Origin of the sequence: Streptomyces spectabilis (assembly GCF_008704795.1) — a bacterium.
GTDB classification, from domain to species: domain Bacteria; phylum Actinomycetota; class Actinomycetes; order Streptomycetales; family Streptomycetaceae; genus Streptomyces; species Streptomyces spectabilis.
Genome location: NZ_CP023690.1, coordinates 7,276,312 through 7,301,163, shown reverse-complemented (window position 1 = coordinate 7,301,163; position 24,852 = coordinate 7,276,312). Strand labels below are relative to the sequence as shown.

General features: G+C 76.3%; 17 protein-coding genes. 12 read left to right on the top strand and 5 right to left on the bottom strand.

The window, feature by feature from the left end; translation table 11 throughout:
- The first annotated feature begins 121 nt into the window (after positions 1–121).
- Entirely contained in the window at positions 122–1,372 is a 1,251-nt protein-coding gene (locus CP982_RS31975; protein ID WP_372503448.1) for a M14 family zinc carboxypeptidase, read from the top strand.
- Between the two features lie 30 nt (positions 1,373–1,402).
- On the opposite strand, the gene CP982_RS31970 is transcribed toward CP982_RS31975, so the two are convergent.
- The gene (locus CP982_RS31970) at positions 1,403–1,963 is read right to left on the bottom strand and encodes an FHA domain-containing protein (protein ID WP_150513622.1); all 561 of its coding nucleotides are present in this window, start codon (positions 1,961–1,963) and stop codon (positions 1,403–1,405) included.
- A gap of 120 nt (positions 1,964–2,083) precedes the next feature.
- Here CP982_RS31970 and treZ point away from each other — a divergent pair, with 120 nt between their 5' ends.
- The gene (gene treZ / locus CP982_RS31965) at positions 2,084–3,874 is read left to right on the top strand and encodes a malto-oligosyltrehalose trehalohydrolase (protein WP_150513621.1); all 1,791 of its coding nucleotides are present in this window, start codon (positions 2,084–2,086) and stop codon (positions 3,872–3,874) included.
- Positions 3,875–3,929: 55 nt separating this feature from the next.
- Positions 3,930–4,910 (top strand): aldo/keto reductase, encoded by a 981-nt coding sequence (locus CP982_RS31960; protein WP_150513620.1) that lies wholly within the window; start codon positions 3,930–3,932, stop codon positions 4,908–4,910.
- Between the two features lie 18 nt (positions 4,911–4,928).
- Here CP982_RS31960 and CP982_RS31955 read toward each other — a convergent pair whose 3' ends face one another.
- Positions 4,929–6,056 carry an aminopeptidase P family protein gene (locus tag CP982_RS31955; RefSeq protein WP_150513619.1) on the bottom strand — a complete coding sequence of 376 codons (1,128 nt, stop codon included), beginning with the start codon at positions 6,054–6,056 and terminating at the stop codon, positions 4,929–4,931.
- Positions 6,057–6,355: 299 nt separating this feature from the next.
- Here CP982_RS31955 and CP982_RS31950 point away from each other — a divergent pair, with 299 nt between their 5' ends.
- Complete coding sequence (locus CP982_RS31950; protein WP_150513618.1) at positions 6,356–7,111, top strand: metallophosphoesterase; 756 nt, start codon at positions 6,356–6,358, stop codon at positions 7,109–7,111.
- 47 nt (positions 7,112–7,158) lie between these two features.
- Here CP982_RS31950 and CP982_RS31945 read toward each other — a convergent pair whose 3' ends face one another.
- Both CP982_RS31945 and CP982_RS31940 read right to left on the bottom strand, forming a co-directional pair.
- Entirely contained in the window at positions 7,159–7,812 is a 654-nt protein-coding gene (locus tag CP982_RS31945; protein ID WP_150513617.1) for a PDZ domain-containing protein, read from the bottom strand.
- A gap of 48 nt (positions 7,813–7,860) precedes the next feature.
- Positions 7,861–8,808, bottom strand: coding sequence for a LysR family transcriptional regulator (locus tag CP982_RS31940; RefSeq protein ID WP_150513616.1), 948 nt, complete (start codon positions 8,806–8,808; stop codon positions 7,861–7,863).
- A gap of 137 nt (positions 8,809–8,945) precedes the next feature.
- Between CP982_RS31940 and CP982_RS31935 the strand changes: the two genes are divergently transcribed.
- Positions 8,946–9,668, top strand: a complete 723-nt coding sequence (locus tag CP982_RS31935) for a CTP synthase C-terminal region-related (seleno)protein (RefSeq protein WP_425329816.1) — start codon at positions 8,946–8,948, stop codon at positions 9,666–9,668.
- 43 nt (positions 9,669–9,711) lie between these two features.
- Here CP982_RS31935 and phsA read toward each other — a convergent pair whose 3' ends face one another.
- Positions 9,712–11,661, bottom strand: a complete 1,950-nt coding sequence (phsA, locus tag CP982_RS31930; RefSeq protein WP_221515275.1) for an O-aminophenol oxidase PhsA — start codon at positions 11,659–11,661, stop codon at positions 9,712–9,714.
- A 234-nt stretch (positions 11,662–11,895) separates the two neighbouring features.
- Here phsA and CP982_RS31925 point away from each other — a divergent pair, with 234 nt between their 5' ends.
- Genes CP982_RS31925 through CP982_RS43005 form a run of 7 tightly spaced genes read left to right on the top strand, consistent with a single transcriptional unit; the run spans position 11,896 to position 24,839 of the window.
- Entirely contained in the window at positions 11,896–12,414 is a 519-nt protein-coding gene (locus CP982_RS31925; protein WP_150513614.1) for a hypothetical protein, read from the top strand.
- A gap of 35 nt (positions 12,415–12,449) precedes the next feature.
- A complete protein-coding gene (locus CP982_RS31920) occupies positions 12,450–14,447 on the top strand; it encodes a tetratricopeptide repeat protein (RefSeq protein ID WP_150513613.1) in 1,998 nt (665 codons plus the stop codon).
- A gap of 9 nt (positions 14,448–14,456) precedes the next feature.
- Entirely contained in the window at positions 14,457–19,958 is a 5,502-nt protein-coding gene (locus tag CP982_RS31915; RefSeq protein ID WP_150513612.1) for a CHAT domain-containing protein, read from the top strand.
- A complete protein-coding gene (locus CP982_RS31910) occupies positions 19,955–20,302 on the top strand; it encodes a hypothetical protein (protein WP_150513611.1) in 348 nt (115 codons plus the stop codon). Before CP982_RS31915 ends, CP982_RS31910 begins: the two co-directional genes overlap by 4 nt.
- Positions 20,303–20,344: 42 nt before the next feature.
- Positions 20,345–20,800 (top strand): nucleotide exchange factor GrpE, encoded by a 456-nt coding sequence (locus CP982_RS31905; RefSeq protein ID WP_150513610.1) that lies wholly within the window; start codon positions 20,345–20,347, stop codon positions 20,798–20,800.
- Positions 20,797–22,938, top strand: coding sequence for an Hsp70 family protein (locus tag CP982_RS31900; protein ID WP_150513609.1), 2,142 nt, complete (start codon positions 20,797–20,799; stop codon positions 22,936–22,938). The genes CP982_RS31905 and CP982_RS31900 overlap by 4 nt, the downstream gene beginning before the upstream one ends.
- Positions 22,935–24,839, top strand: coding sequence for an Hsp70 family protein (locus CP982_RS43005; RefSeq protein ID WP_150513608.1), 1,905 nt, complete (start codon positions 22,935–22,937; stop codon positions 24,837–24,839). Before CP982_RS31900 ends, CP982_RS43005 begins: the two co-directional genes overlap by 4 nt.
- Positions 24,840–24,852 lie beyond the last annotated feature (13 nt).

Sequence of the window (24,852 nt, the reverse complement as noted above, 5' to 3'; positions counted from 1 at the left end):
CAGATGGAGCGGGCGGAGCCGTGTGTACCGGGCGTGGGCTCCGTGGAGCCCGGCTTCGGGGTTCTTGACACGCGTACCGCCGCGTGGCGTACTGCGGATTGCGTCAGCGGACCAGGCGGGGGTGAGTCAACTGGCGGCGAACCGCTATCCCAGTGTTCCCGAACTCGTCGTGTGCGCCCGGGAGCTGGCGGGTCACCGTCCTGACCTGTGCACGCTGCGCCAGGTCGGCGCCTCCCGCGCGGGCCGCCCCCTGCATCTGCTGTCCGTCGGCCACGGGCCGCGCACGGTGCTCGTGGTGGCGGGCGCGCACGCCAACGAACCCACGGGCGGCTCGACCCTCCTCGCCCTCGCCGAGTGGACGGTGCGCGACGCCGCGCTGCGGGCCGACACCTCATGGCACTTCCTGCTGTGCGCCGACCCGGACGGCGCGAGCCTGCACCGCACCCCGGCGCCGCGCACCCTCCTGGACTACCACCGGCACTTCTTCCGCCCGGCGGGACCCGAGCAGCCCGAGTGGTCGCCGTCCGTGCTTCCGCCGGACCGCCTGCCGCCCGAGACCCTCGCCCTCAAGGGCGTCATCGACGAACTGCGGCCCTATTTGCAGGTGTCGCTGCACTGCACCGACCTCGGCGGCAGCTGGGTGCAGCTGACCCGGGACATCCCCGGGCTCGCCGCGCCGTTCGCCGCGTCGGCGGCGCGCCTCGGCATTCCGGTGGAGACGGGCGCGTCGGACGCGGCGGGCTGGCCCGTGTCGGGGCCCGGCGTACACGTGTTGCCGGGGCCCGGCTCGGCGGCCGCCTATCCGAGCCTGCCGGAGGACGCCCGGCACACCACCTGGCACCACGCGCACCGCTACGGCGGCGTGACGGCCATCGTGGAGGTGCCGATGTGGGCGAGCGACATGGTGGACGACATGGCGGCGCACCCGGCGCCCCGGGCGGCCCTGCGCGGCTTCGCGCGGCGGCTCCGGCACGACGCGGGCCTGGTGGAGGCCGTACTCGGCGACGCGCTGCCCCGGCTCCCGGGCGCCGACGGGCCGCTGTTGCGGGCGGCCCGGTGGGCGCTCGGCCTGGTGCCGGGGCTCGCCGACGACTGGGGCCGGCTGCCGCCCGCCGGGACGTCGATGGCGTACATCGGCAGTGTGGACGCCTTCGGGCGGCGGCTTCCGCTGCGGGCCGCCGCGATGCTCCTGCGGGTCCTCCGGGAGGCCGACGACCGGGCGGCGCCCCGTCTCGACCATCTGGTGACGCAGTGGAGCGAGGCGTTCGCCGACCGGTTCAAGGCCCGCTGGGTGCCGCTGGAGCGCCAGGTCGAGCACCAGGCGCGGACGACGGTGGAGGCGGCCCTGCACGCGCGCGCACGGGACGCGTGACGCGGCGGGTCCCGGTGCCCGCCGCGGTCCTCAGGCCGCCGCGAGGCAGAACGCCATGTGGCCGAAGGAGACCTGGTCCCCGGCCTGGACGACCGCGGCGCCGGTCACCCGGCGGCCGTTGACGGTCGTGCCGTTCGTGGAGCCGAGGTCGCGCAGGACCCACAGGCCGCCCTGGTGGATCAGCTCGGCGTGGACGCGCGAGACCGTGTCGTGGCTCAGCCGCAGGCCGTTCGCCGGGTCCCGGCCGATGCGCAGCGGGTACGCGCCCGGCGCCGGGAGCAGCAGCTTGGGCAGCTTCTCCGCCTGCCAGGCCCGGCGCAGCTTCACGCCGAAGCCGGAGACCGCGCCGACGGTGGAGAGCACGAGCCGCGTCCAGCGGTGCTCCGTGCGCAGATCGGCGGTGAGGGCGGCCAGTTCCTGCCGCTTGCGGGCGGTGAGCGCCAGCTCCATGCGGCGGACGAACGTGTCGTGCGAGAGGCGGCCGAGCGCCGCGCCCTCCCTGAGCACCTCGAGGGCCCGCTCCCGCTCGGCGTCGGACACCCGTCCCGCTTGCGTGTCGTACTCGGGGGAGGCCGCGGAAGGAAGGGTCACGCTGACGATTGTCGGCCAGCTCAGGCCGGGTGTCCAGAATCGGCCGAACTCCTCCGCCGCGATCACTTCTGGCGCACCATGGAGGCACGGCGACACAGGGGCCAACGAGGAGGGCTGCCGGTGAGGTTCGAGGTGTGGGCACCGCGCGCGGAGCGGGTCGGTCTCGTCCTGGAGGGGGCCGCGGCGGACGGAGGCACGCAGGGTGCCGTGCGCGCGCAGGGCTCCCCGCGCGCGGCGGCGCCCGATCCGGAGCGCCCGGGGTGGTGGGCCGTGGAGGCACCGGCCGAGGACGGCACCCGGTACGGCTTCGCGCTCGACGGCGGCCCCGCGCTGCCCGACCCCCGTTCGCCCCGGCAGCCGGACGGGCCCGACGGCCTGAGCGCCGTCGTCGACCACGAGCGGTTCGTGTGGCGTACGCCGTGGACCGGGCGGGGCCTGCGGGACGCGGTCCTGTACGAGCTGCACGTGGGCACGTACACGCGCGAGGGCACCCTGGACGCGGCGGCCGAGCGCCTGGGCCACCTCGTGGACCTGGGCGTCACGCACGTCGAGTTGATGCCGGTGTGCCCCTTCCCGGGACGGCACGGGTGGGGCTACGAGGGCGTGTCGCTGTGGGCCGTGCACGAGCCCTACGGCGGGCCCGAGGCGCTGAAGCGGTTCGTCGACGCGGCGCACGCCGCGGGCCTCGGCGTGGTCCTGGACGTGGTGCACAACCACCTGGGCCCGTCGGGGAACCATCTGCCCGCCTTCGGGCCGTACTTCACGGACACGCACCACACCCCGTGGGGCGCCGCCGTGAATCTGGACGCGCCGGGCTCGGACGAGGTGCGCGCGTACCTCGTCGGCAGCGCGCTCGCCTGGCTGCGCGACTACCGCGTGGACGCGCTGCGCCTGGACGCCGTGCACGCGCTGTGCGACACCCGGGCGCGACCGTTCCTGGAGGAGCTGGCCGCGGCCGTCGACGCGCTCGCCGACGAGATCGGCAGACCGCTCGGGCTGATCGCGGAGTCGGATCTGAACGACCCGCGGATCGTCATCCCGCGCGCGGGCGGCGGCCTGGGCCTCGCCGCCCAGTGGAGCGACGACTTCCACCACGCGCTGCACACCGTGCTCACCGGTGAGTCGCAGGGCTACTACGCGGACTTCGCCGAGGCCCCGTTCGCGGCCCTGGAGAAGACGCTGACGCGCGGCTACTTCCACGACGGCACGTACTCCAGCTTCCGGGGGCGGGCCCACGGTCGCCCGCTGGACCGCGTGCGCGTGCCCGCGTACCGGCTTCTCGGCTACGCGCAGACGCACGACCAGGTCGGCAACCGCGCGCAGGGCGACCGGCTCTCCGCGACGCTCTCCCCGGGACGCCTCGCGTGCGCGGCCGCGCTGACCCTCACCGGTCCCTTCACGCCGATGCTGTTCATGGGCGAGGAGTGGGCGGCCTCGACGCCGTGGCAGTTCTTCACCGACCACACCGACCCCGACCTCGCTCGGGCCGTACGGCAGGGCAGGCGGCGGGAGTTCGCGGCCCACGGGTGGGCGGAGGAGGACGTTCCCGATCCGCAGGACCCGGCGACGCGCGAGCGCTCCTGCCTCGACTGGACCGAGCGCGAGAAGGGCCACCACGCGCGCGTGCTCAACTGGTACCGCGAGCTGATCGCGCTGCGCCGGGAGCGGGGCGACCTCACCGATCCCGATCTGGCCGCGGTGCGCGTCGCCCATGACGCGGGGGCGGGCTGGTTCGCCGTGCGCCGCGGGGACCTGCGGATCGTCGTGAACCTCGCGGAGCACGCCGTCGAGGTCCCGTTGGGCGTGCGCCACGCGCGCGTGCTCGCCGCGTGGGAGCCCGTCGAGGGCCCGGGCGCCGACGGGTCCGTGCGCCTGCCCGGCGAGTCCTGCGCGGTGCTCGCCGTGGACTAGGGCCGGTGTCGGTGGCACGGCCTAGCCTGGGGGGCGACTTCGAGGAGGCACGACCATGGAACAGCGGCGGCTGGGGAGTACCGGACTCCGGGTGAGTGAACTGTGCTTCGGCGCCATGATGTTCGGCGGCGGGGCGGACGAGCGGGTCGCGCACGCGATGCTGGACGCGTTCACGGAGGCGGGCGGCACGTTCATCGACACCGCGGACGTGTACGGGCAGGGCGTGTCGGAGGAGGTGCTCGGCCGCTGGCTGAAGGGCCGCGTACGGGACGACCTGGTGATCGCCACCAAGGTGTTCCTGCCGATGGGCGAGGCCCCGAACGCGCGCGGTCTGAGCCGCAAGCACGTCCTGGCGGCTGTGGAGGCGAGCCTGCGCCGCCTGGGCACGGACCATGTGGATCTGTACCAGACGCACGTGTGGGACGCGCACACGCCAATCGAGGAGACCCTGGCCACGCTCGACACCCTGGTGCGGTCGGGCAAGGTCCGCTATCTCGGCGCGAGCAACCACGGGCCCGGGCAGCTCCAGAAGGTCCGGGACGTGGCCCACGCGCGCGGCTGGGAGCCGTATGTGTGCCTCCAGCCGATCTACAACCTGCTGGCGCGCGAGGCCGAGTGGGAGCTGCTCCCGCTGTGCCGCGCGGAGGGCGTCGGCGTCATTCCGTACAGCCCGCTGCACGCCGGGTGGCTCTCCGGCAAGTACCGGCGCGGCATGGAGGCGCCGCCCGAGGGCGCGCGCGGCGGCGGGGCGTGGGACGAGCGGGCCACGGAGGCGACCTGGCGGGTCGTGGACGCGGTGCTCGGCGTCGCCGAGGAGACCGGGCGCACGCCCGCCCAGGTGTCGTTGCGGTGGCTGCTCCAGCGGCCGGGCGTCACCGCGCCGATCGTCGGCGCGCGGTCCGTGGAGCAGCTGACCGACAATCTGGGCGCGGTGGGGTGGGCGCTCGACGAGGACCAGCTGCGGCGCCTGGACGCGGCGAGCGCGCGGCCGCTGCCGCCGCCGTACGACGTGCTCGCGCACTTCGCCCAGGGCTGAGCGGGCCCCGCCCGGGGATCAGTTCACGACGGCCATCTCGCGCGGGGTGTTGTTCAGGCGGCGGCCGCCGTCCTCGGTCACCGTGACGATGTCCTCGATGCGTACGCCGAAGCGGCCCGGCAGATAGATGCCGGGCTCCACCGAGAAGCACATGCCGGGCACGAGCCGCTGCTCCTCGCCCTCGATCATGTACGGCGGTTCGTGGGTGGTGACGCCGATGCCGTGCCCGGTGCGGTGGATGAAGTACTCGCCGTACCCGGCGTCGGTGATGACGGCGCGGGCCGCGCGGTCGACCTCCTGGCAGGCGATGCCGGGGCGCACCGCGCGGCACGCGGCGTCCTGGGCCTCGCGCACCACGTCGTGCACCCGCCGCTCCTCGGCGGTCGGCTCGCCGACGTGCACGGTGCGGGAGGTGTCCGAGCCGTAGCCGTGCTTCAGACCGCCGAAGTCGAGGACGACCATGTCGCCGTCCTCGATGACGCGGTCGCCCGCCTCGTGGTGCGGGCTCGCGCCGTTGGGCCCGGAGCCGACGACGGTGAAGTCCACCTGCTCGTGCCCGAACCGCCGCAGCAGCTCTGCGAGGTCACCGGCGACGTCGGTCTCCTTGCGGCCCGCGAACGCGACCTTCTGGATCTCCTCGTACGTGGCGTCGGCGGCGGCCCCGGCCGCGGCGAGGCGCTCCAGCTCCGCCGCGTCCTTGACGGCCCGCAGCATCGGCAGGGCCTCGGTGAGCGCGGTGTACGAGGTGTCGGGCAACTGCCGCTGCATGCCGAGCAGATGCATGGCCCAGGCGTTGTCGCTCACGCCGAAGCGGCCGTCCTCGGCGAGCAGCGGCGCGGCCACGCCGTACGGGTCGACGCCGTCGGTCCAGTCGCGCAGGGTCAGCGCGGGCGCGCCCGCGGCGCGCGCGGCGTCCGGGGCCTCCAGGGTGGGCACCACGAGCACGGGGTCCTGGCCTGCGGCGAGCACGAGCAGGGTGAGCCGCTCGGTGTCGGCGGGCACGCGGTAGCCGGTCAGCCACACCAGGTCGGGTCCTGGCGCGACGAGGACGCCCGCGAGGCCCGCTTCGGCGGCGGCGTGCGCGGCGCGGTCCATGCGGGCGCGGTAGTCGTCGGCGGTGAACGGCGCGGGCGTGGCCGGGGTCATCGGGCCTCCTGAATCGTGTGCGGCGGTGGGGTGTGCGGCGGTCGCCCGCGGTCGTTGGGCCGCGGGCCGGGATCTTCCCCAGCATCCTGCCCCCGCGCCCCGCACGGCGCGAGCGGGTATTCCGGTCCGGCGGCCCCGTTCGCGGCGGGCCGCGTCCCGGTGCAGGCCACCTGTTCCCGCGTGGCTGTTCCCCGCACCCGCGACTAATGGTTAGATGCGCTGCATCCATTAGTTCGAGGCCGGGCCCGGGTACGTACGGGGACACGTGGACGGTGCCGGGCGCGGGAGGGGCGTACGACATGCTGGTACTTGCGCAGATCAGTGACCTTCACCTGGACGGCGACGCCCGGGCGACCGAGCGCGCCGAGCGCGTCATGGAGCGGCTGCGGGCGCTGCCCCGGCCCGTGGACGCGCTGCTCGTGACCGGTGACATCGCCGACCACGGCGAGGAGGCCGAGTACAAGGAGGCCGCGCGCGTGCTGTTCACCGACGCGCCCTGGCCGGTGCTCACCTGCCCCGGCAACCACGACCGGCGCACGCCCTTCCGCACGGCCCTGCTCGGCGAGCCGGCGGCGAGCGCGTCGGAGGAGCCCGTGAACAGCGCCCACCGCGTCGGCGGCGTCGAGGTCCTCCTGCTCGACTCCAGCGTGCCGGGCCACGACCACGGACTGCTCGACGAGACGACGTACGCCTGGCTGGAGGACCGGCTCGACGGCCTCGACGGGGAGACGCCGGTGCTCCTGGCCTTCCACCACCACCCCGTGCCCGTGCACCACCCGCGGCTCGACACCGCGTGGCCGCTGCGCGAACCGCACCGGCTGCGGGCGCTCGTGGAGCGGCGTCCGGAGATCGCGGGCCTGATCATCGGGCACGCGCACACGCCCGCCGCGACCACCTTCGCGGGGCGGCCGCTGATCGTCGGTCCCGGCGTGGTCTCGACGCTGCGGCTGCCGTGGGAGGGCGAGGGCCTGGTCGACCTGGACGCCCCGGCGGGGTTCACCCTCCATGTCCTGGACGACGAGCGGCGGTTGACGTCGCACTTCCGGGTCGTCTGACGGCCCGCCGCGGGCGCCCTCAGGCGGCCGTCCCCCGTCGGGCGCCCTCAGGTGGTGAAGCCCGGTGTGACCGTCAGGGTCCTGCGGGCGCCGGTGGGGTGACGTACCGTCAGAGTGACGTTCCTGCCGGGCCGGGCCGCGGCCACCGCGCGGACGAGGTCCGCCGCCGTGCGCACCCGGGTGGAGCCGAACGCCACGACGACGTCGCGCCGCAGGAGCCCCGCCGCGTGGCCCGGGCCCGGCACGTGCACCCCGACGAGCAGCGCGCCGCCGCGGGCGGGGGCGTCGGCCGCCTCCACGCCGAGGACCAGGCGCGGGCCCGGAGCCCTGAGCGCCTGCGGCTTCGGGCCCGACGGCGTGGTCGCCGCCGCCGTCCTGCCGGTGGGCCGCTCGCCGGGAGCGGCCTTGCCGGTGAGCCGCGCGTCGGGGGGTGTCCGCCCCGGCTCGCCGGGGGACGCGCCCGCGCCTGCCTGCCGCCGCATCTCCGCGAGGCTGCTCATGCCGATGACGGTGGCGCCCACGGTGCCGAGGCCCACACCCGTGAGCACCAGGACCGTCGCGCACAGCAGACCGAGCAGGAGCGTGGTGAGCCGCTTGCCGCGGCGGCGCGCGGCGTGCGGGCGGTGGCCCTTGGCGGGTGGGGCGCCGCTGTCGGGCTCCCGTCCGGGCATGGGCTTGGGACGCAACGCGGTCTGTTTCATGGCTCGCCTCCGGCCACAGCCCTACCCGGCGTGCGACGGCGTGACGATTCACGAACGGGTGATGTCCAGGCGCGCGGCGAAGGCGGCCGCGGCGCCGCGCAGGGCACCGGTGTGCAGCAGCTCGGTGCGGTGCACGACGCGGGGCGCGGTGAGGGGCACGGCGACGGCCCCGCCCGAGTCACCCGTGTCACCCGAGTCACCCAAGTCACCCGGGCCGCTCGCTCCGTCGGTGCCGCGCGCGCCCGTGGCCGGTCCTGCGGGCGCCGCCGAGCGGGGCAGCAGAGCAAGCCCGTGTCCGGCCGCCACGAGCGCGATGAGCGTCCGTACGTCCGTGCCGTCGTAGCGCAGGGCGGGGCGGAAGCCCGTGCGGCCCGTCGCGGCGCGCAGCTGGTCCAGGGGCAGGCCCGTGCCCGGCGCGTCCAGCCAGCGGGCGTCCGCGAGGTCGCCCAGGCGCAGGCCTGCGCGGCGGGCCAGCGGGTGCCCGGCGGGCAGCAGGACGCACACCGGTTCCTCGCCCGCGCCCCGGGTGGTGAGCGGCGCGACGTCGGCGACGCGCAGCGGGTCGGTGGGCGCGGCCAGGCCGTCGACGAGCCCCAGGTGCGCGGCGCCGGCCGCGACGGCCTCGGGGACCGCGGCCCGGTCGACGACCCGCAGCGTGACGCCCGTCGACGGCAGGGCCCGCAGCGTGCGCGGCGTCAGGGCGGTGGGGGCGGCGGCCAGCGTCAGGCCCTCGTCCGGCTCGCCCGCGAGGGCGAGGACCTCCGCGCGCGCCGCGTCGAGCCGCAGCAGGAGCGGCCCCGCGTGTTCGAGGAGCCGCTCGCCCGCGCGCGTGGGCGCGACGGGGCGGCGGGTCAGGAGCGGCGTGTCGAGATCCTGCTCCAGGGCGGCGACCTGCTGCGAGACGGCGGACTGGGTGTAGCCGAGGGCGCGGGCCGCAGCGGAGAAGGAGGCGAGACGGGCGACGGTGACGTAGGTGCGGAGGAGGTGCGGGTCCATGGGGTCCAGGATCGCGGGCCCCATTAGCGACGCTGATCGCGGGTGCAGATTTCGTCGTTGGACGTGAACGGGGGCCGGTGTTGAGGATGGCCGTCATGAACGCGAACACCACGCTCCCCGCCGGGAACGCTGCCGCCGTGCCGCCCGCCCGGCTCGCCCTCGTCGGCGACCGCTCCCCCACCGTCGTCTCGCACACCCGCGTCCCGGTCCTCCTGGACGCGCTCGCCGCCCGGGACGGGCTCGTCCTCGACGCGTACTGGATCCCCACCGAGGACGCCGCCGAGCCGGACGCCGTGCGGGGGTTCGACGCGGTGTGGATGCTGCCCGGGAGTCCGTACCGCAGCGAGGCGGGGGCCCTTGCCGCGATCCGCACCGCGCGCGAGGAGGGCATTCCCTTCCTCGGCACCTGCGGCGGCTTCCAGCACGCGCTCCTGGAGTACGCCCGCCATGTGTGCGGCCTCGCCCGCGCCGCGCACGCCGAGAACGACCCCGACGCCGAGGACCCGCTCATCGCGCCGCTCGCCTGCTCGCTCGTCGGGCACGAGGGCGCCGTGGCCCTCGCACCCGGGTCGCTCGCCGAGTCCGTGCTCGGGGCGGACCGGACGGTGGAGCGGTACCACTGCTCGTACGGGCCGAGCGATGTCCGGCTGCTCGACGTGCTGCGGGCCCATGGGCTGCGGTTCTCCGGGACGGACGAGGCGGGGCAGGTGCGGGTGGCCGAGCTGCCGGGGCACCCCTTCTTCCTCGCGACGCTGTTCCAGCCGGAGTTGAGCGGGGACGGGGCCCGGCCGCATCCGATGGTCCGGGCCCTGGGGCGGGCCGCGGCGACCCGGGCGGCGGGGCGGGTCGGGGCGCCCTGACGAGGGCTCCCGGACCGCCCCCCAGCGGTCCGGGAGCCGGGGCTCAGTGGTCGCCGTGGCCGCCGCCGTGGCCTCCGTGGTCGAACTTCAGGGCCTCCTTCGGCAGTACGACGAAGGGCCGCATCATGCCCATGTCCTCGTGCTCAAGGAGGTGGCAGTGGTACATGAAGCGGCCGTACGCCCCGTCGAACCTGCCGATGACGCGCAGCAGCTGACCGCCGGGGACCAGGAACACGTCCTTCCAGCCGCGTTCGTTCGGAGCGATCGGGATCGGTGTGGCCGGGTCGTGCGCGACCGGTGCGCGCGTGCCGCCGACGGCCGGGTCGAAACCCGAGGCGTCGTACGCGTCCCGGCCCAGGAGCTGGAAGTCGGCCAGGTGGATGTGCATGGGGTGGGTCACGTTCGGCCGGACGGCGAGGTTCAGGAAGCTCCACTGCTCGTACGCGCCCTCGGCGATGGTGAAACCGAGGCCGTCGTTGAACGTGCGGGCCGTCCTGCGGTAGGTCTTCAGGGCGCCGTCGGGCCCGCGGACCTGGATGACGCCGTCGGCGGGGATCGGGATGCTCCCGGGGTCCTTCACCTCCGTCATCTCCCACATCTCCGGGTGTCCGCCGGCGCCCTTGGTGGCGGGCGGCGTGAGCACGATGAGGCGGTGGCCGTGCGGCACGCCGTGGCCGATCGGGCGGAAGGAGCCGGAGAGGACCTCGGGCAGCCGGAAGGTCTCCTGGGCGCCGCCGCCGCGGCCCACACGGAACTCCATGACGTGCGGATAGCGCACGTTCCCCGCCACGTCCGGGACTCCCGGTGCCGCGTTCGGCCCCTTGTTGACCAGGCGGAGGCGCTTGCCCGCGAGCGCGCGGAAGTCGACGAGGAGGTCGAAGCGCTCGGCGGGCGCGACGGTCAGCGTGGGCGAAGAGCCCTCCGTGGCGCCGAAGTCGAGGGGCACCGGGCGCGGCAGCAGCCCGCCGTCGCTGCCGATCTGGTGGACCGCGCCCGGCACGGGACGGCCGTCCTCGTCGATGAGGACGAGGTCGTAGACCCGGGCGTTCGACGCGTTGACCAGGCGGAAGCGGTACCAGCCGGGGGCCACGTCCGCGTACGGCCAGATGCGGCCGTTGACGGTGGTGTACGGGCCGGTGAAGGGGAGCGTGACCGGCTTGCCCGTCTCGGGGTTCTTGGGGTCGATGATCGTGGTCTTGTGCAGGAGGCGGCCCGTCAGGCGGCCGTCCTCGTCCGTGTCCAGATTCCGGTCGGCGAGGAGCAGGGGGATCTCCCGCTTGCCGGAGGGGAGTTGGAGCGCGTCCTCCTCGTCGTCGCGGACCAGATAGGTGCCGTACAGGCCCGCGAACACGTTCCACCTGGTGATGTTCATGGCGTGGTCGTGGTACCACCACTGGACCGCCTGGTGGTCGTTCGGATACTCGGAGAGCTGGGCGTCGCCGTGACCCACGGCGTTGTCCGCCCAGCCGTCGTTGCCCCCGCCCGTCTGGGCGCCGTGCACGTGGGTGACGGTCCAGGCGGGGAGGGCGGCCACGTCCTTGTTCGGCTCGACGCCCTCGCGGCCCGGGAGGGTGCTGGGCGGCGGGCCCGTGCGCTGCACCTCCACCGCGGTGACCGGGAACTCGCTCTCCTTGGGCACGCGGTTGGTCCACGCGATGCGGACGCGCTCGCCGCGCCGCACCTCGATGGTGGGGCCCGGCACGGAGCCCTCGTACCCCCACATGAGGGTGGGCGGGAGCTGCGGGTGCAGACGCACCCAGGCGGGACGGACCGCGATCTCCGTCTCTTCGCGGACGTCGCCCCCGGCGGGGCGCAGGACGGGCGGGACGGTCAGCGGTGCCGCGTACGGGACGAGCTCGCGGCCGCCCGCGGCCTCCGCGGGCGTGCCGCTCCCGCCGGTCTCGTCGGTTTCATGAGCTTCGTGGGTCTCGTGGGGCTCGCCGGTCCCGTCGGTCTCGAACCGGACGTCTAAGCCGAGGTCGATGTCGGTCAAGGTGGAACACCCCCGTGTTCAGCTGAGCTTCAGCGTTCACCTCAGAAGACTCCCGGCGCACCACGAAAGTTCCATGAATCCCCTATTCCGGATAAATCTGGCAAGAGTGCCTGTTCAGGGCTTCGGGGAGGGGCGGCGGGAAGGAGAGATCCGGATTCGCCCGCAGCGGGGGGCGCCCCGCGCCTAGGCTGCGGGGCGCATGCCCCGTGCCCCCGGCGGAAGGAAGACCGCCCCATGCCCGACGCGCCGCCGCTGCCCGACGCGCCCCGTACGCCCGGCACTTCCGGCGTGCCGCCGCTGCGCGCCGAACTGCTCCTGGACCAGGACGTCACCGACGCCCTCGGCGACGACCTGGTCACCGCGCTCGCCGGCCTCGGCGTCCGCACCGCGCGCGTGCGCCGCGCCGTCGGGCACCGCGGCGCGGGCGACGTGCCGTGGCTGGTCCTCGCCGCGCTGCCGTTGCAGGCCTTCCTCAGCGGCCTGGGCGCGGAGGCGGTGCGGGACGCGTACGCGGCGTTCAAGGCGGCGGTGGGCCGCCTTGCGCGCCGCGACGGGGCCGCGGCCGCGCCGCGGCGCCCCCTCGTCCTGCGGGACGAGGGCAGCGGTCTGAGCGTCGTCCTGGAACCGGACCTTCCCGCCGAGGCGTATGAGCGGTTGCTGGGGCTCGACTTGACGGCGTTCCGGGTGGGGCCCCTGCACTACGACCGACAGCAGTCCCGCTGGCGCTCCGAGTTGGACGAGGCCGCGGGCTGACCCGGCACCGGCCGCTGATCGGGGGCTTGTGAGACGTGGGGGCGCGAGCGGAGACGGCGAGCGGCGCGGCGGAGACGGCCTGCGCCGAGGGCGAGACCCGGTGGGCGCGCGGGGACGGGCAGGGCGCGGAGGCCGCCTTCCTGCGGGCCTTGGACCTCGCGCGTTCGACGTACGGGGACGGGTACGGCGAAGGGCCGGCCGGCGCCCTGTTGGCCCGTGCGCACATCGGCCTCGGGCGCGTGCGCCTCGCCGCGGGGGACGCCGAACAGGCCCTCGCGGCGTTCCGGCGGGCGCGGGAGACGGACCCCGGCGGGGCCGCGGCCCCCTTCTGGACGGGGTGCGCGCTCGCGCGGCGAGGCGATCTCGCCGCCGCGGAGGCCTGTTTCACCGAAGCCCTCGACCGGGAGGATCCGCACCCGCGGGCCGCCGTCCAACGCGCCTGCGTGCGCGCCAAGTCGGGCCGCCGTGCCGCGGCGCTCGACGACCTGCGGGCGGCCGCGCGGGCCGGGGCGCTCGACGACGAGGCGCGCTGGCTCCTGGCGGCGCTCGGCGGCGGCGCCCGGGAGGCCGCGCTGCGGCTGCGGCGGGCCGCGCTCACCGCCCTCGGCGGGGACGCGCCCGACCGGGAGCGGGCCGCCGCGCTCACGGCCGCGTCCTGGGCGCTCCACCGCGAGCGCGGCGCGTTCGTCCCGCTGTACGCGGCGACGCTCGTCACGGGCGGCCGCCGCGACACGGCGGCCGACCTCCTCGACGACGCCGCCCGGCACGACCCGGCCGACCACCGCGTCACCCACGCACTCGGGCTCACCCTCCTCAACTCCCCGCAGGGGAGCCACGAACGGTGCGTGGGCGCCTGGGGCGCGCTGCTGCACGACGGCGCCTTCTGGGAGCGGATCCGGCACGGCGCCGCGCGCCGGTACGGCGTCGACGTGCCGGACGCCCTCGTGCCGGACCTGCGCACCGCGCTGCGCGAGCACCTCGCGCGACGGCTCGCCGACGGCGCCGCCGACACCGATGCCAGGGTGCCGCCCGACCTGCTGCTCCAGCGCGAGGCCGAGGCCGCGCGGCTGCTCGACGCCGCGGGCGGCCTCCCGGAGGTGCCGGTGCGCGGCGGACCGCTGCGGGTCGCGGCGCTCGGCGCGGCGCGGGCGCTCGGCGCGTTCGCCGCCGCCGCGGCGGACGACACGCTCGTCCACGCCTTCTCCGCACTCGGCTTCGCCCGGCTCCAGTTGCGCCAGGGTCTGCCCGGTGACGCCCTCGCCTCGCTCGGAGAGCTGCGCTGCCGCGCCTGCCGCGCGCGGCCCTGTGCGGCGGACCCCGGCGCCGCGCCCGTGTGCGAGCCGGACTGCGCGCGCTTCGACGAGCTGAACCCGGGCTACGCGGGCCTGGCCGACGGCCGCGAACGGCTCGCCCGCGACGCCAGGGACCTCGCGCTGCACGCCCGCGTCACGCTCGGCCACGACCAACTCAGGGCCGATCCACCGGACTTCGACGCCGCGGCCACGTCCCTGCGGCGTGCCCTCGTGCACGCCCGGCGGCTCGGCCGCTACCGCCAGACCCAGGCGAAGATCGTCGGCCTCGCCCTCGCCACCGCGAAGGACGCCCACCGCGCCGGGCTCCTCAGCCGGGCCGTCGCCACCCTGGAGGCCGCCCGCACCGTCATCGGCGCGAACGAACGGCCGCGCGTCGACGGCCAGTTGGCGCGCACCCTCGCCGACCGCGGCATCGCCGAGGCCAACCGCGAGGGCTCCGCGCTCGACGCGCCCGCCGCGGACTTGCGCCGCTCGGTGGACTTGAGCCCGCACGGGCGCAGGGCGCAGCTCAGCCTCGGTATCGTGCTGCGCGGCCTGGCCCTCCAGCGGTGGGGGTCGGGCAGCCTGTCCGGCGCGCGCACCGTCCTGGAGGATGCCGTCGAGGCCCTGACGGCGGCGCTCGTCCACTTCCCCGACGACCCCGAGATCGCCGAGGAGCGGCGCCGGGCCCAGGACGAACTCGACTTCGTACGCGAGCAGTTCGACGAGAGCGGGAGGTGACCTGCGGCGGTGCACGAGTACGAGGAACTGCGCGTCCGCGTCCGCCCGTTCGGGCCTTCCCACTTCCTCGTGGCGATGAGCGGGCCGTCCTGCGCCGCGGACGTCATCGCCGTGGACGGCGAGCCCGCGGCGCTCCGCGCCCGCTGGGACCGGCTCGTCGAGGCCGACCTCGGCCACGCGCCCATGGGCGAGCGGCACACGGCCGAGCAGCTGCGGGAGCTGGGGCGCGAGGTGTACGGGCTGCTGTTCGGGGCGGCGGCGGGGAACCTCGGCACACCGGTGGCGAACCTCGGCACACCCGTGACGAACCTCGGCGGTCCGCCGGGCGGAGGGTTCGCCGTGCCCGGTTTCGGCCCACCGCCCGCGGGGTTCGCCGCCCCGGGTTTCGGCTCCGCGTACGGGGGTTTCGGCCCCGCGTACGGCCCGCCGCCGCACGCACCGACCGTGCCGCCCGCGCCCGGCGGCCCCCGCTCCTCCCCCGCCGCCGCCTGCCTGGCCGCCGCCCTGGACCTGGCGCAGGGCACGGCCCCCGGCCGCCGTCTCCGGCTCCGCTTCGACCTGCCGCCGCGCCTGCGGGAGCTGCCCCTCGAGGCGCTGTGCGCCCCGGCCGACCTGCCGCACCAGTCGCTCGCCCTCAACCCCGCCTACTCGCTGGTGCGTTCCCTGCCCGGCGGTCCGCTGGGCCGGCGCCTTCCGGCACCCGCGGACGAGCCGAGCCTGATCCGGCTGATCGTGGCCTGCGCGTCGCCGCCCGGCGCGGGCCCGGCCCTGCGCCTGGACGCGGAGGTCGCCGCGCTGCGCCAGGAGCTGCCCGAGGTGGCCGTGCGCACGACCGTCGTGGAAGCGGCCACCCGCGAGCGCCTGGAGGCGGCCCTCGGCGCGCACCCCGACCTGCCCACGGCCGTCCTGCTCATCGCGCACGGCCGCTACGACGAGGACCTGGGCAAGGGCGTCGTCCAGCTGGAGACGGGGTCCGGCGGTGTCGACAGCGTCCCCTCCGACCTGCTCAGCGGCATCCTGCTGAAGGCGCCGCGACTGCGTCTCGCGGTGCTCAACCTCTGCTCTGGGGCCGACAGTTCGGGCCCTGACGGGGCGCACACCGAGCCGTTCTCCGGGCTCGCGCAGGCGCTGATCGCCGGTGGCCTGCCCGCCGTGGTGGCGATGCGCGGGCGCGTGAGCGACGAGTCGGCGGGCCGCTTCAGCCCCGAGCTGTTCAAGGAGCTCGCGGCCAACCGCACCGTCGACGAGGCGGTGTCCACGGCGCGCCGCCGCATCTCGCACCTGCCGCGGCACACCGCCGTCGAGTGGGCGACGCCCGCGCTGTTCCTGCACGCGGACCACCGCCACGGGTGGCTGTTCAAGGCGCGCGAGGTGCGCGACGACGGCGGCGCCGTGGCCGACCCGCTGCGCGAGGGCGCGGACGCGCTCGGCGCCTTCAGGAACCCGGTCGGACACGTGGACGCCACCACGCTGATCAGCGCGGCCCGCTTCGAGCGCGACCGGGGGCGGTGGCCGCAGGTGCAGCGCATCCTGCGCACGCCCACGCGCCAGTACGAGGACGAGCAGCGGCGCCTGCGCGCCGAGGCCGCGTGCGAACTGGCCTGGCCCGACCTGGAGAAGCTGTGCGAGCTGCTGGCCCACGAGGGCGACGGGGCCGCCGCGGCCGCGCGGCTCGCCGTGGTCCACCAGGCGCTGCCGCACCCGCTGCCGGGGCCGCTGACCGCCCGCGCGGAGCGGCTGCGCCTGACCGCCGAACTGCTCGACCGCGCGCGGGCCGCGGAGGCCGCCGCCGACTGGGACACGGCGATCTCCCTGTACGAGGAGGTGGCCGCCGCCGGGCTCGGCCTCCCGGAGCTGCCGGAGCGGCTCGCCGCCGCGCGCACGGCCCGGCGCGCCGCCACGGCCCGCGCCACCGCGGAGCGGGCCCACCGCGAGGGCGACTGGGACGCCGCCGCGCGTGCCTGCGCCGAGGCGCTGGCCCTGCGTCCCGGCGACACGGCCACGGCGGCCCGCGCGGCGTACGTCCGGGGCCGGGCGGCGGAGTCGGCGGGGCGGTGGCCGGAGGCCGCGGCGGCGTACGCGGAGTGCGCGAGCGCCCCGGCCCCGGACGCCCCGCCCGACCCGGACACGCCGCCCGACCCGAGCGCCCCACCCGGCGCGGGCGCCCCGCTCGTCCTCGACGCCGCCCTCCGCCGGTCCTACGCGTACGGCCGCGCGGCCGCCGACGGCGGAGACTGGGCGGCGGCCGTCGCGGCCTTCGAGGAGTGCCGCGAGCGCCGCGCCCCCGGCGCGGGCCCCCAGGCCTCCGGCCACCTCGACGCCGACGGCCGCTGCGCCTACGCCCGGGCGCGGCTGTGCCGCGAGCGGGCGGACTGGGACGGGGCGCTCGCCTGGCTCGGCGGGCTCTCGGAGTCCTTCGCCGACGTGGCGGACCAGGTCCTGTACGCGCACGGCCGGGCCGCCGACGCCCGGGGCGCGTGGGCCGACGTCATCGACGGCTTCGGACGCCTTCCGGACGCGTACGCGGACGGCGACGTGGGGGTGCGCCGCCGCTACGCCCGCGCGCGCCTGGCCGCCGACGTCCACCGCGACTGGGCGGCGGCCTGCGCGCTGCTCGCGGGCGTGCCCGACACCGCGCGCGAGGGCACGGTCGCCCCGCTGCGCCGCAAGGCGGAGGGGCGCCGCGCGGAGGCGCGCCCGGACTGGGCCGCGGCCCGCGCGATCTACGGACGCGCCTTCGACAACGGCTCCGCCGCCGCGCAGGACCCGGCGGCCCCCGAGCCCCTGCACCTCTACCTCTACGCCCTGGCCCGCACCCACGAGGGCGCCGCCCGCTGGCTCGACGCGCTGCGGGTCTACCGCGTCCTGCCGGACGCCTGGGCGGACGTGCCCGCGCGGCGGCGCCACGCCGGTGCGCGCGTCGGCGAGGAGCGGGCCGAGGGGGCGGCGGACTGGCTGGCGGTCGCGGCGGCGTACGAGGAGATCGGCGGCGCGCTCGACGGCGCGGACTGCGCGGCGCGCTGCCGCTACGCGCGGCTCCGGGCCGCCGAGGCCGAGGGCGAGTGGGCCGCCGTCGTGGCGGCGGCCCCGGCGCTGCGGGGCCTGCAGGACCCGGCAGCCGCGGCTGCCGTGGCCGCCGTCGACGCGTACGCGCGCGGCCGCATCGCCGATGCCCACCAGGAGTGGGAGAAGGCCGCGGAGGCGTTCGGCGCGTGCCTGGGGCACCGGGACGCCGACGCCCAGCTCGCCTACGCCCAGGGGCGGTCGCTGGAGGGCGAAGGGCGCTGGAGCGACGCGGTGGCGGCGTACGAGCGGGCCGCGGGGCGGCTCGACCGGGCCGAGGTGCGCCGACGGCGGCTGCGGCGCCTGCTCGACCTGCTGCCCTGGGCCGAAGGCCTGACCCGCGCGCCGCTGACCGCCGACCCGTTCGCGCTGCGCGACGCCACGTACCCGTATCTGGCGCTGCGCGACGCGGGTGTGCACCCCGGCGTGTCGATGGCCGCCGTCAGCGACGCGCCGTACACGCTCCTGGAGCGCGGCGGCATGTCCTGGTCCGAGCGGGTCGCCCTGGACCGGCTCCAACTGCCGGGCCGCAGGCTTCAGTTGGACGCGCTGCTGTACCGCTGGCAGGCGCCCGACGCCGTGCGGGACGCGCTCGCCGCGCTCTCGCCCGACGACGAGCACGCCGGTCCCGGGCTCGTGGACGTGCTGTGCGAGCGCTTCCCCGAGGACGCGCCGCTGCTGCTCCTCCTCGCGCGCGGCCGGGACGCGGCCGCCGCCGAGTGGGAGCGGCGCCTGGCCGCGGCCCCCGGCGACATGGCCGTGGCGCACGGCCTGGCCGTGGCCCGCCTTTGGCAGGCGCAGGAACTGGAGCAGAGCGGCGCCTGGGAACACGCCACGCGCACCTGGGAGCAGGCGCTCGCGTACTGGTCGACGCTGCTGAGCGACGACGCGTACTGGGACGGCTGGCGGGCCGAGCGCGCCGCCTGCTACGGCCGCGAGCTGACCGCGGAGGACATGAACCGGCTTCGCTGGGAGCTGAGCCGCCACCTGTCCGCGCAGCTGTCCGCGTACGAGCAGCGGCACACCGAGGAGGGGCGGCCCCACCAGGCCGAGGAGTACGGCGAGTTGGCGGCCTTCCTGGAAGCCGAGCTGGGGGGTGCGCGGGTTCTGAAGGAGGTGGGCGGGCTTCCGGGGGTGCCCGGGGCGCGCGGCGCCCTCGCCTGCGGGCCGCACTATCTGCGCCTGCTCGACCTGCAACTGCCGCTCGCCGCGCTCGCCGCGCAGCTGGACGCCGCCGCCAAGGACGGCAAGGACCCGGGCGAGTACGCGGCCCGCGAGCTGCGCTGGGCGTTCTCCGGCCTCGCCCGGTCGTTCGCGCTGTGCGCGGTCCACAAGTTCCCGGCGGCCCTCGGCGCGCTGCCCGCCTTCCCGACGCTGACCACGCTGCCCGACGACTGCGCGGGCCCCGCCGCCGCGGCGGACCCGCGCCGCCACGTCGAGGAGTGCGCGCACTGCCGGGACTTCCTGCGCCGTGACCCCGCCTACGTCCACCTCGCGCACCGGCACGCGCGGCTGCTCCAGGACGGCGTCGAACTCGCCGTGCGCGCCCGCCTCGAACTGTCCCGCACCGCCCTCGCCGACGGCGAGGACGGCCTGAGCCGCGCCCTCGAACAGTGGGAGCGCCTGGTGCGGGTCGCGCGCCGGGCCGGGATGTCCGCGCGGGCGAAGAAGGCGGTCGTGCGCACCGCGCTCGGCCGGGTGGAGGCCCTCGTCAACGAACCGGCCGGGCCCCGGGCGCGCCGCGGCGACGGGCTCGACGAGGCCATCGCGCTCGTCGAGGCTGTGCCGCCGCTGCTGCACCCCCTCGACCGCGAGGAGCGCGACCAGCTGGACGGCAGGCTCTCCTCGCTGTACTCCATGCGCGGCGTGTGGCGCGGCTACACCCGCACCAAGCACGGCATGCGCTCGGACGTGTACGGCGCCGAGGCCGACCTGCGCCGCGCCCTGGGCCTCAACCCGGCGTCCAACCACGCCCGCGACAACCTCGCCCGCGCCCTGGTCTTCACCCTCGACGAGCGCGGCGACGCGCTGCCCGGCCGCCTCCGGCTGCTCCACGAGGCGCTCGGCCTGCTCGACGTCGGCCTCGGCCAGGCCCTCACGCACAACTACCGCGAGACCCTCGGCGAGGCCCTGGAGGAGCTGGACCGGCTGCTCGCCACCGATCTGGGCGTGGCGGGCATGGGCGAGCTGATCCGCAGCGACGGCGCGGAGGCGCCGCCCGACGAGGACGACCCGGCCGCGTGGGCCGCCGAGCTGACCGACCGCGCGGAGACCGAGCTGGCCCGGGGCGACGTGCGCAAGGCCCTGCACCACCTGATCCGCGCGACCCGCGCGGACGCGATGGACCCGCGGGTGCGCCGCGCCCTCCTGGACGCGGTGCGCCGCTGGCGCGCCGCCCTGACCGCCGACGCGCCCGGCCCGCACCCCGAGGAAGGCACCCCGCCGTGATCCAGGACCCCGACGGGCCCCCGAGCCCGTACGACGCGCTCGCCGAGGCCTCGGTCACCCCGTGGACCTCGCGCGCCGAGCTGCGGGACGCGCCGTTCGAGCTGCTCGCCCGGCGCCTGATGACCCCGGCCGCGCAGGCGGCGCTCGACGAGCTGCGCACGGTGCCGGGCCGGCTGCTCGTCGACCTCTTCCTGTACGACGTGGACGTCGCGGCCGAACTGCCGGGCGCCGTCCGGGAGATCGACCGGCTGCTCGCCGGGGCGACGGGGCCCGCCGCCGGGGAGCCGCTGTCCGACGAGGCGGTCGCCCGGCTCCTCGACGAGCTGATCCGGTTCGACGTATGAGAACGGCCGCAGTGCGGCCGGAGGGCCTATGAGGAGGGCACCGTGACCGAGCAGGAGTCCACCGCGGCGGCCGCGCGCGTCGCGTACGAGGGGGCGCGGGCGCTCGCCGAGCGCGACGCCGCGCACCGCGCGCACACCGAGCGACTGCTCCTGGCGTGCGCCGACGCGCTCGACGCGTGCGACCGGCTGCTCGCGGCGGGACCGCAACTGGATCCGGCGGCCTGCCGGCACAGCGTCGGCCTGATCGCGCGGCAGTTGGAGGCGGCCGCGACCGGCGCGGGCCTGGAGCTCATCGGCGCGGTCGGCGAGCGCGCGGACCCGGCCACGCACCACGTCGTGGCCGTGCGCCCGGCGCCTCCCGGAACGGGCGACGACGAGGTCCTTGAGGTGGCGCGGCGCGGGTATCGATACCGGGGGCACGTGCTGCGCGCCGCCCGGGTCGTGGTCGCCGCCGAGGACCGGACCCAGGCAGCGAGGAAAGGAACGGCACAGGGATGAAGGCCATCGGGATCGACCTCGGCACGACGAACAGCGCCGTCGCCGCCCACGATCCGCACCGCGACGACATCGCGGTCCTCACCAACAGCAAGGGCGACCGGCTCACCCCCTCGGTGGTCGGCCTCGCGCGGCGCGACGGCAAGGACCAGACCCTCGTCGGCGAGGACGCCCTCAGATGGGCGGTGCGGCAGCCGGAGGAGACCATCGTGTCCGTGAAGCGGCTGATGGGCCGCGACTTCGCGGACCGCTCGGTGGCCCAGGCCCGCGAGCGCCTGTCGTACGAGATCGTGTCGGGCCCCGACGACGACCCGCGCGCCCACGTGCTGCTCGGCGGCCGCAGCCGCACCCCCTCCGAGATCTCCAGCGTGATCCTCGACAAGCTGGTGCGGGACGCGGCCCGCACCCTCGGCGAGCAGGTGACGCACGCGGTGATCACCGTGCCCGCGTACTTCCGCGACGCGCAGCGCGCCGCGACCCGGGAGGCGGCGGAGCGCGCGGGCCTGGTGGTGAAGAAGATCATCGACGAGCCGACCGCGGCGGCGGTCGCGTTCGGCCTGCACCGGCCGGACGGGGCGCGCAGCCGCGTGCTGGTCTACGACCTGGGCGGCGGCACCTTCGACATCTCCGTCCTGAACACCGTCAAGGACCGCGAGGGCCACAGCCAGTTCCAGGTGCTGCGCTCCGCCGGGGACATCTGGCTCGGCGGCGACGACTTCGACCTGGCGATCGTGGAGCGGATCATCACCTGGATGCGGGACGAGCGGGGCGTCGACCCGTCCGGCGACAAGGAGTTCCTGTTCCAGGCGAAGAAGGCCGCCGAGGCCGCCAAGCGCGAGCTGAACGAGCTGTCGGAGACGTACCTCGTGATCCCGGCGGCGTACCACGGCCCGGAGGGCATCGTCGACGTCGAAATGGCCCTCACGCGCGAGGAGTTCCAGGAGATGATCGCGCCCCTGGTGACCCGCACCATGGACCTGGTCAAGGAGACCCTGACGGGCTACGAGCTGACGCCCGACGACATCTCGGACGTCCTGCTCGTCGGCGGCGGCACCCTGACCCGGCCGGTGTACGAGGCGGTCGAGGCGTACTTCGGCGGCGACAAGGTGCGCCGGAACATCAACCCCATGGAGTGCGTGGCCTACGGCGCGGGCGTGCTCGCGCAGACCCTGAACGGCGTGGAGTGCCCGGCGCCGCAGTGCCTGAAGACCAACGAGTACGCCGCGCAGGTGTGCGCGGAGTGCGGCCAGAGCCTGGTCAACGCGCGCCCCGTGGGCTCCACGGGCCTGTTCGAGTCGACGCCCATGGCGATGGGCATCGCCGCGGTGAAGGGCGCGCGGCGCGACGTGTTCGTGCCGATCATCCCGGCGGGCTCGCCGTTCCCGCTGCCCGAGCCGCGCACCCGCACCTTCCACGCGACGGACAGCAGGCTGATCCGGGTGCCGGTGTACGAGGGCGACAGCCATGTGGCGAGCGAGAACCACGAGCAGGGCGTGGTCGAGTTCGAGCTGCCGCAGGAGATCGAGATCAACCGGCACGTCGACGTGTCGTTCAACTACTCGGCGGACCGCATCATCACGGTCCGCGTCAGCGTGCGCGGCACGGACATGGTCCTGGAGGCGACGCCCCGGCGCGACAAGCCGCGCACACCGCCGCCCGAGACCGAGCGGGAGGTCGACAGCGCGGTGCTCCGCGAGGAGCTGGGGCTCGCCGAGCGGGAGGCCCGGCACTTCCTCAAGCGGTACGGCCCCTACATCGAGCACACCCAGGAGCTGAAGGTGCGCCGCGACATCACCCAGGCGCAGCGGGCCGTGGAGATGGGCGACAGCGGCGAGTACCAGCGCCTCACCGAGCTGCTGCTCGACGACATGTACCACCAGTGCGGGCTCGCCAGCCAGTTCCGCCAGGCAGAGCTGGCGTCGGACGGGGCGCCGCTTGAGACCGTCAAGGCGATCAGCGAGGCCGTGGAGCAGGTCAAGGCGGCCCATCGCAACGGCAACCGCATCCAGACCGCCGAGCAGGCCAAGAACCTGCGCAGCATGATCGCGGTGGCCTACTCCGAGCGCGCGGTGCCGTCGCTGCCGAGCAAGCGGGACTACGACGGCATCCTCCAAGTCCCCGACGATATGGCGGGCGGATGACGGCAGCGGGGGGTACGGGGGTGACGGCGGGGGGCGCCGGAGGCCGGGTCAGCCTCGGCGTGGACTTCGGCGCGACGGGGGTGCGGGCGCTCTTCGCGGTGGCCGGGCAGCCGGTGCGCCGCCTCGACCTGCCGACGGCCGACTGGCCGTGGCTGGTGTGCGCCCCTGCCGCCGCGGGGGTCCTGCCGGTGGTGTTCCCGAGCGTGAAGTCCCTGCTCGGCAGCGGGAGTCCGGTGCCGTGGCGGGAGGGCACGGAGGACGCCGACGCGGTGGCCGCGCACATGCTGCGGGCGCTGCGCGAGCGCGTCGAGGAACGCGCGGGGACGGTCGCGCAGACGGTGATCAGCGTGCCCGCCGCCTTCCAGTCGCGGCAGCGCCAGGCGCTGCGCGACGCCGCCGCGGCGGCCGGACTCGCCCCGGTGCGGCTCATCAGCGACTCGCTCGCCGCGGTCATGGGGCACACCACGGACCGGGACAGCGGCACCTTCCTGGTGTACGGCATGGGCTACGACGGCTTCGAACTGGGCCTGGTGCGCGGCGTGCGCGGCCACTACCGCGCGCTCGGCTACGACGGCGCGGCCACCTCCGGCGGCCGGGCCTTCGACGAGGCCGCGCTCGCCTCCGCGGTGCGGCTGCTGCGGGCCCACCGGGGGCCCGCGTCCGTGACCGGCGGCGGCGCGCGGCTGTGGCTCGGCCACCGGGAGCGGGCCCAGGAGGCGCGCGAGGAGCTGGGCACCGCCGACGGCTCGGCCACGGACTCCGCCGCGCTCACGCTCGACCTCGGCACCGGACCGCCGCTGCGCATGCGGATCACCCGGCCGCACCTCGACGCCTTCCTCCAGCCGCACGTGCGCCGCACCGTGCGGCGCGCCCACGACCTGCTGGGCGAGGCGGCGCTCACCCGCCCCGACGTGGACACGCTGCTGCTCGTCGGGGGCGCCACCCGGCTCGCGCAGGTCCGCGCGGGCGTGGCGGACCTGGGGCGGAGCACGGCGTACGGGCCGCGGGAGCTGCTCGCGCTCGGCGCCCTCAAGCACGCGGTGCGCCTCGCGGGCGGCGGCGCCTCCGCGTCCGGCGCGGCCTCCCTGGAGGAGGGCCCGCTGGACCCCCCGGACCCCGGTCGCGACACCCTCGCGGAAGCGCCCTCGCTCACCGCGACGCTGCTCGCCGCCGACGACGCCCCCGGCCCGGTACGCCGCGACGTGGCGCAGGCCCGCGAACTGGCCGGGCAGGGGCGCCGCCGGGAGGCGGTGGCCCTGCTCCGGGACATCGTGGCGGAGGCCCGGGAACTCCTCGAAGGGCTGACGGGAGCGGCACAGCCGGTGGAGCGGGAACCGCGGGAGGAGCCGGAGGCCTGGGAGGCCGAGGAGACCGGGGAGGCCCGGGAAGCCGAAGGGACCAGGGAGACCCGGGAGACCAGAGAGGCCGCAGAGGCCAGGGAGGCCGCAGAGACCCTCAGTCACGCCGCCCGGCGGCAGCTCGCCCGGGCCCGGGTGCTGCTCGACCTCGGCCGGTACGAACACGCCGTGCAGGCCTCGCACCTGGCCTGGCAGGAGGCCACCGCGCACCCCGCGCGTGCCGACGTGCTCGACGCGATGATCGACGTGCACTGCGCGGCCGCCATGGCCGACGTGGCGCCCGACCACTTCCCGGACGCCGAGCGCTGGCTGCGCTGCGCCTACGGCCACGACCCGACGAACGAGCGGGTGCGGGCCCTGCTCGCCCGCCGCACCTACCGGCACGCGCGGGAGCTGCACCGGCGGGGCGCGCGCGATGAGGCGATTGAGGCCCTGGGCAAGTGCCTCACGTGGGACCCTGAACACCCCGACGCCGAGGCCCTGTTGGCCCGGCTGACCCGCGACGGCAGGAACCGTCGCGGCAGGGGTGACGTCCTCGACTGACGAGGGTCTCCTG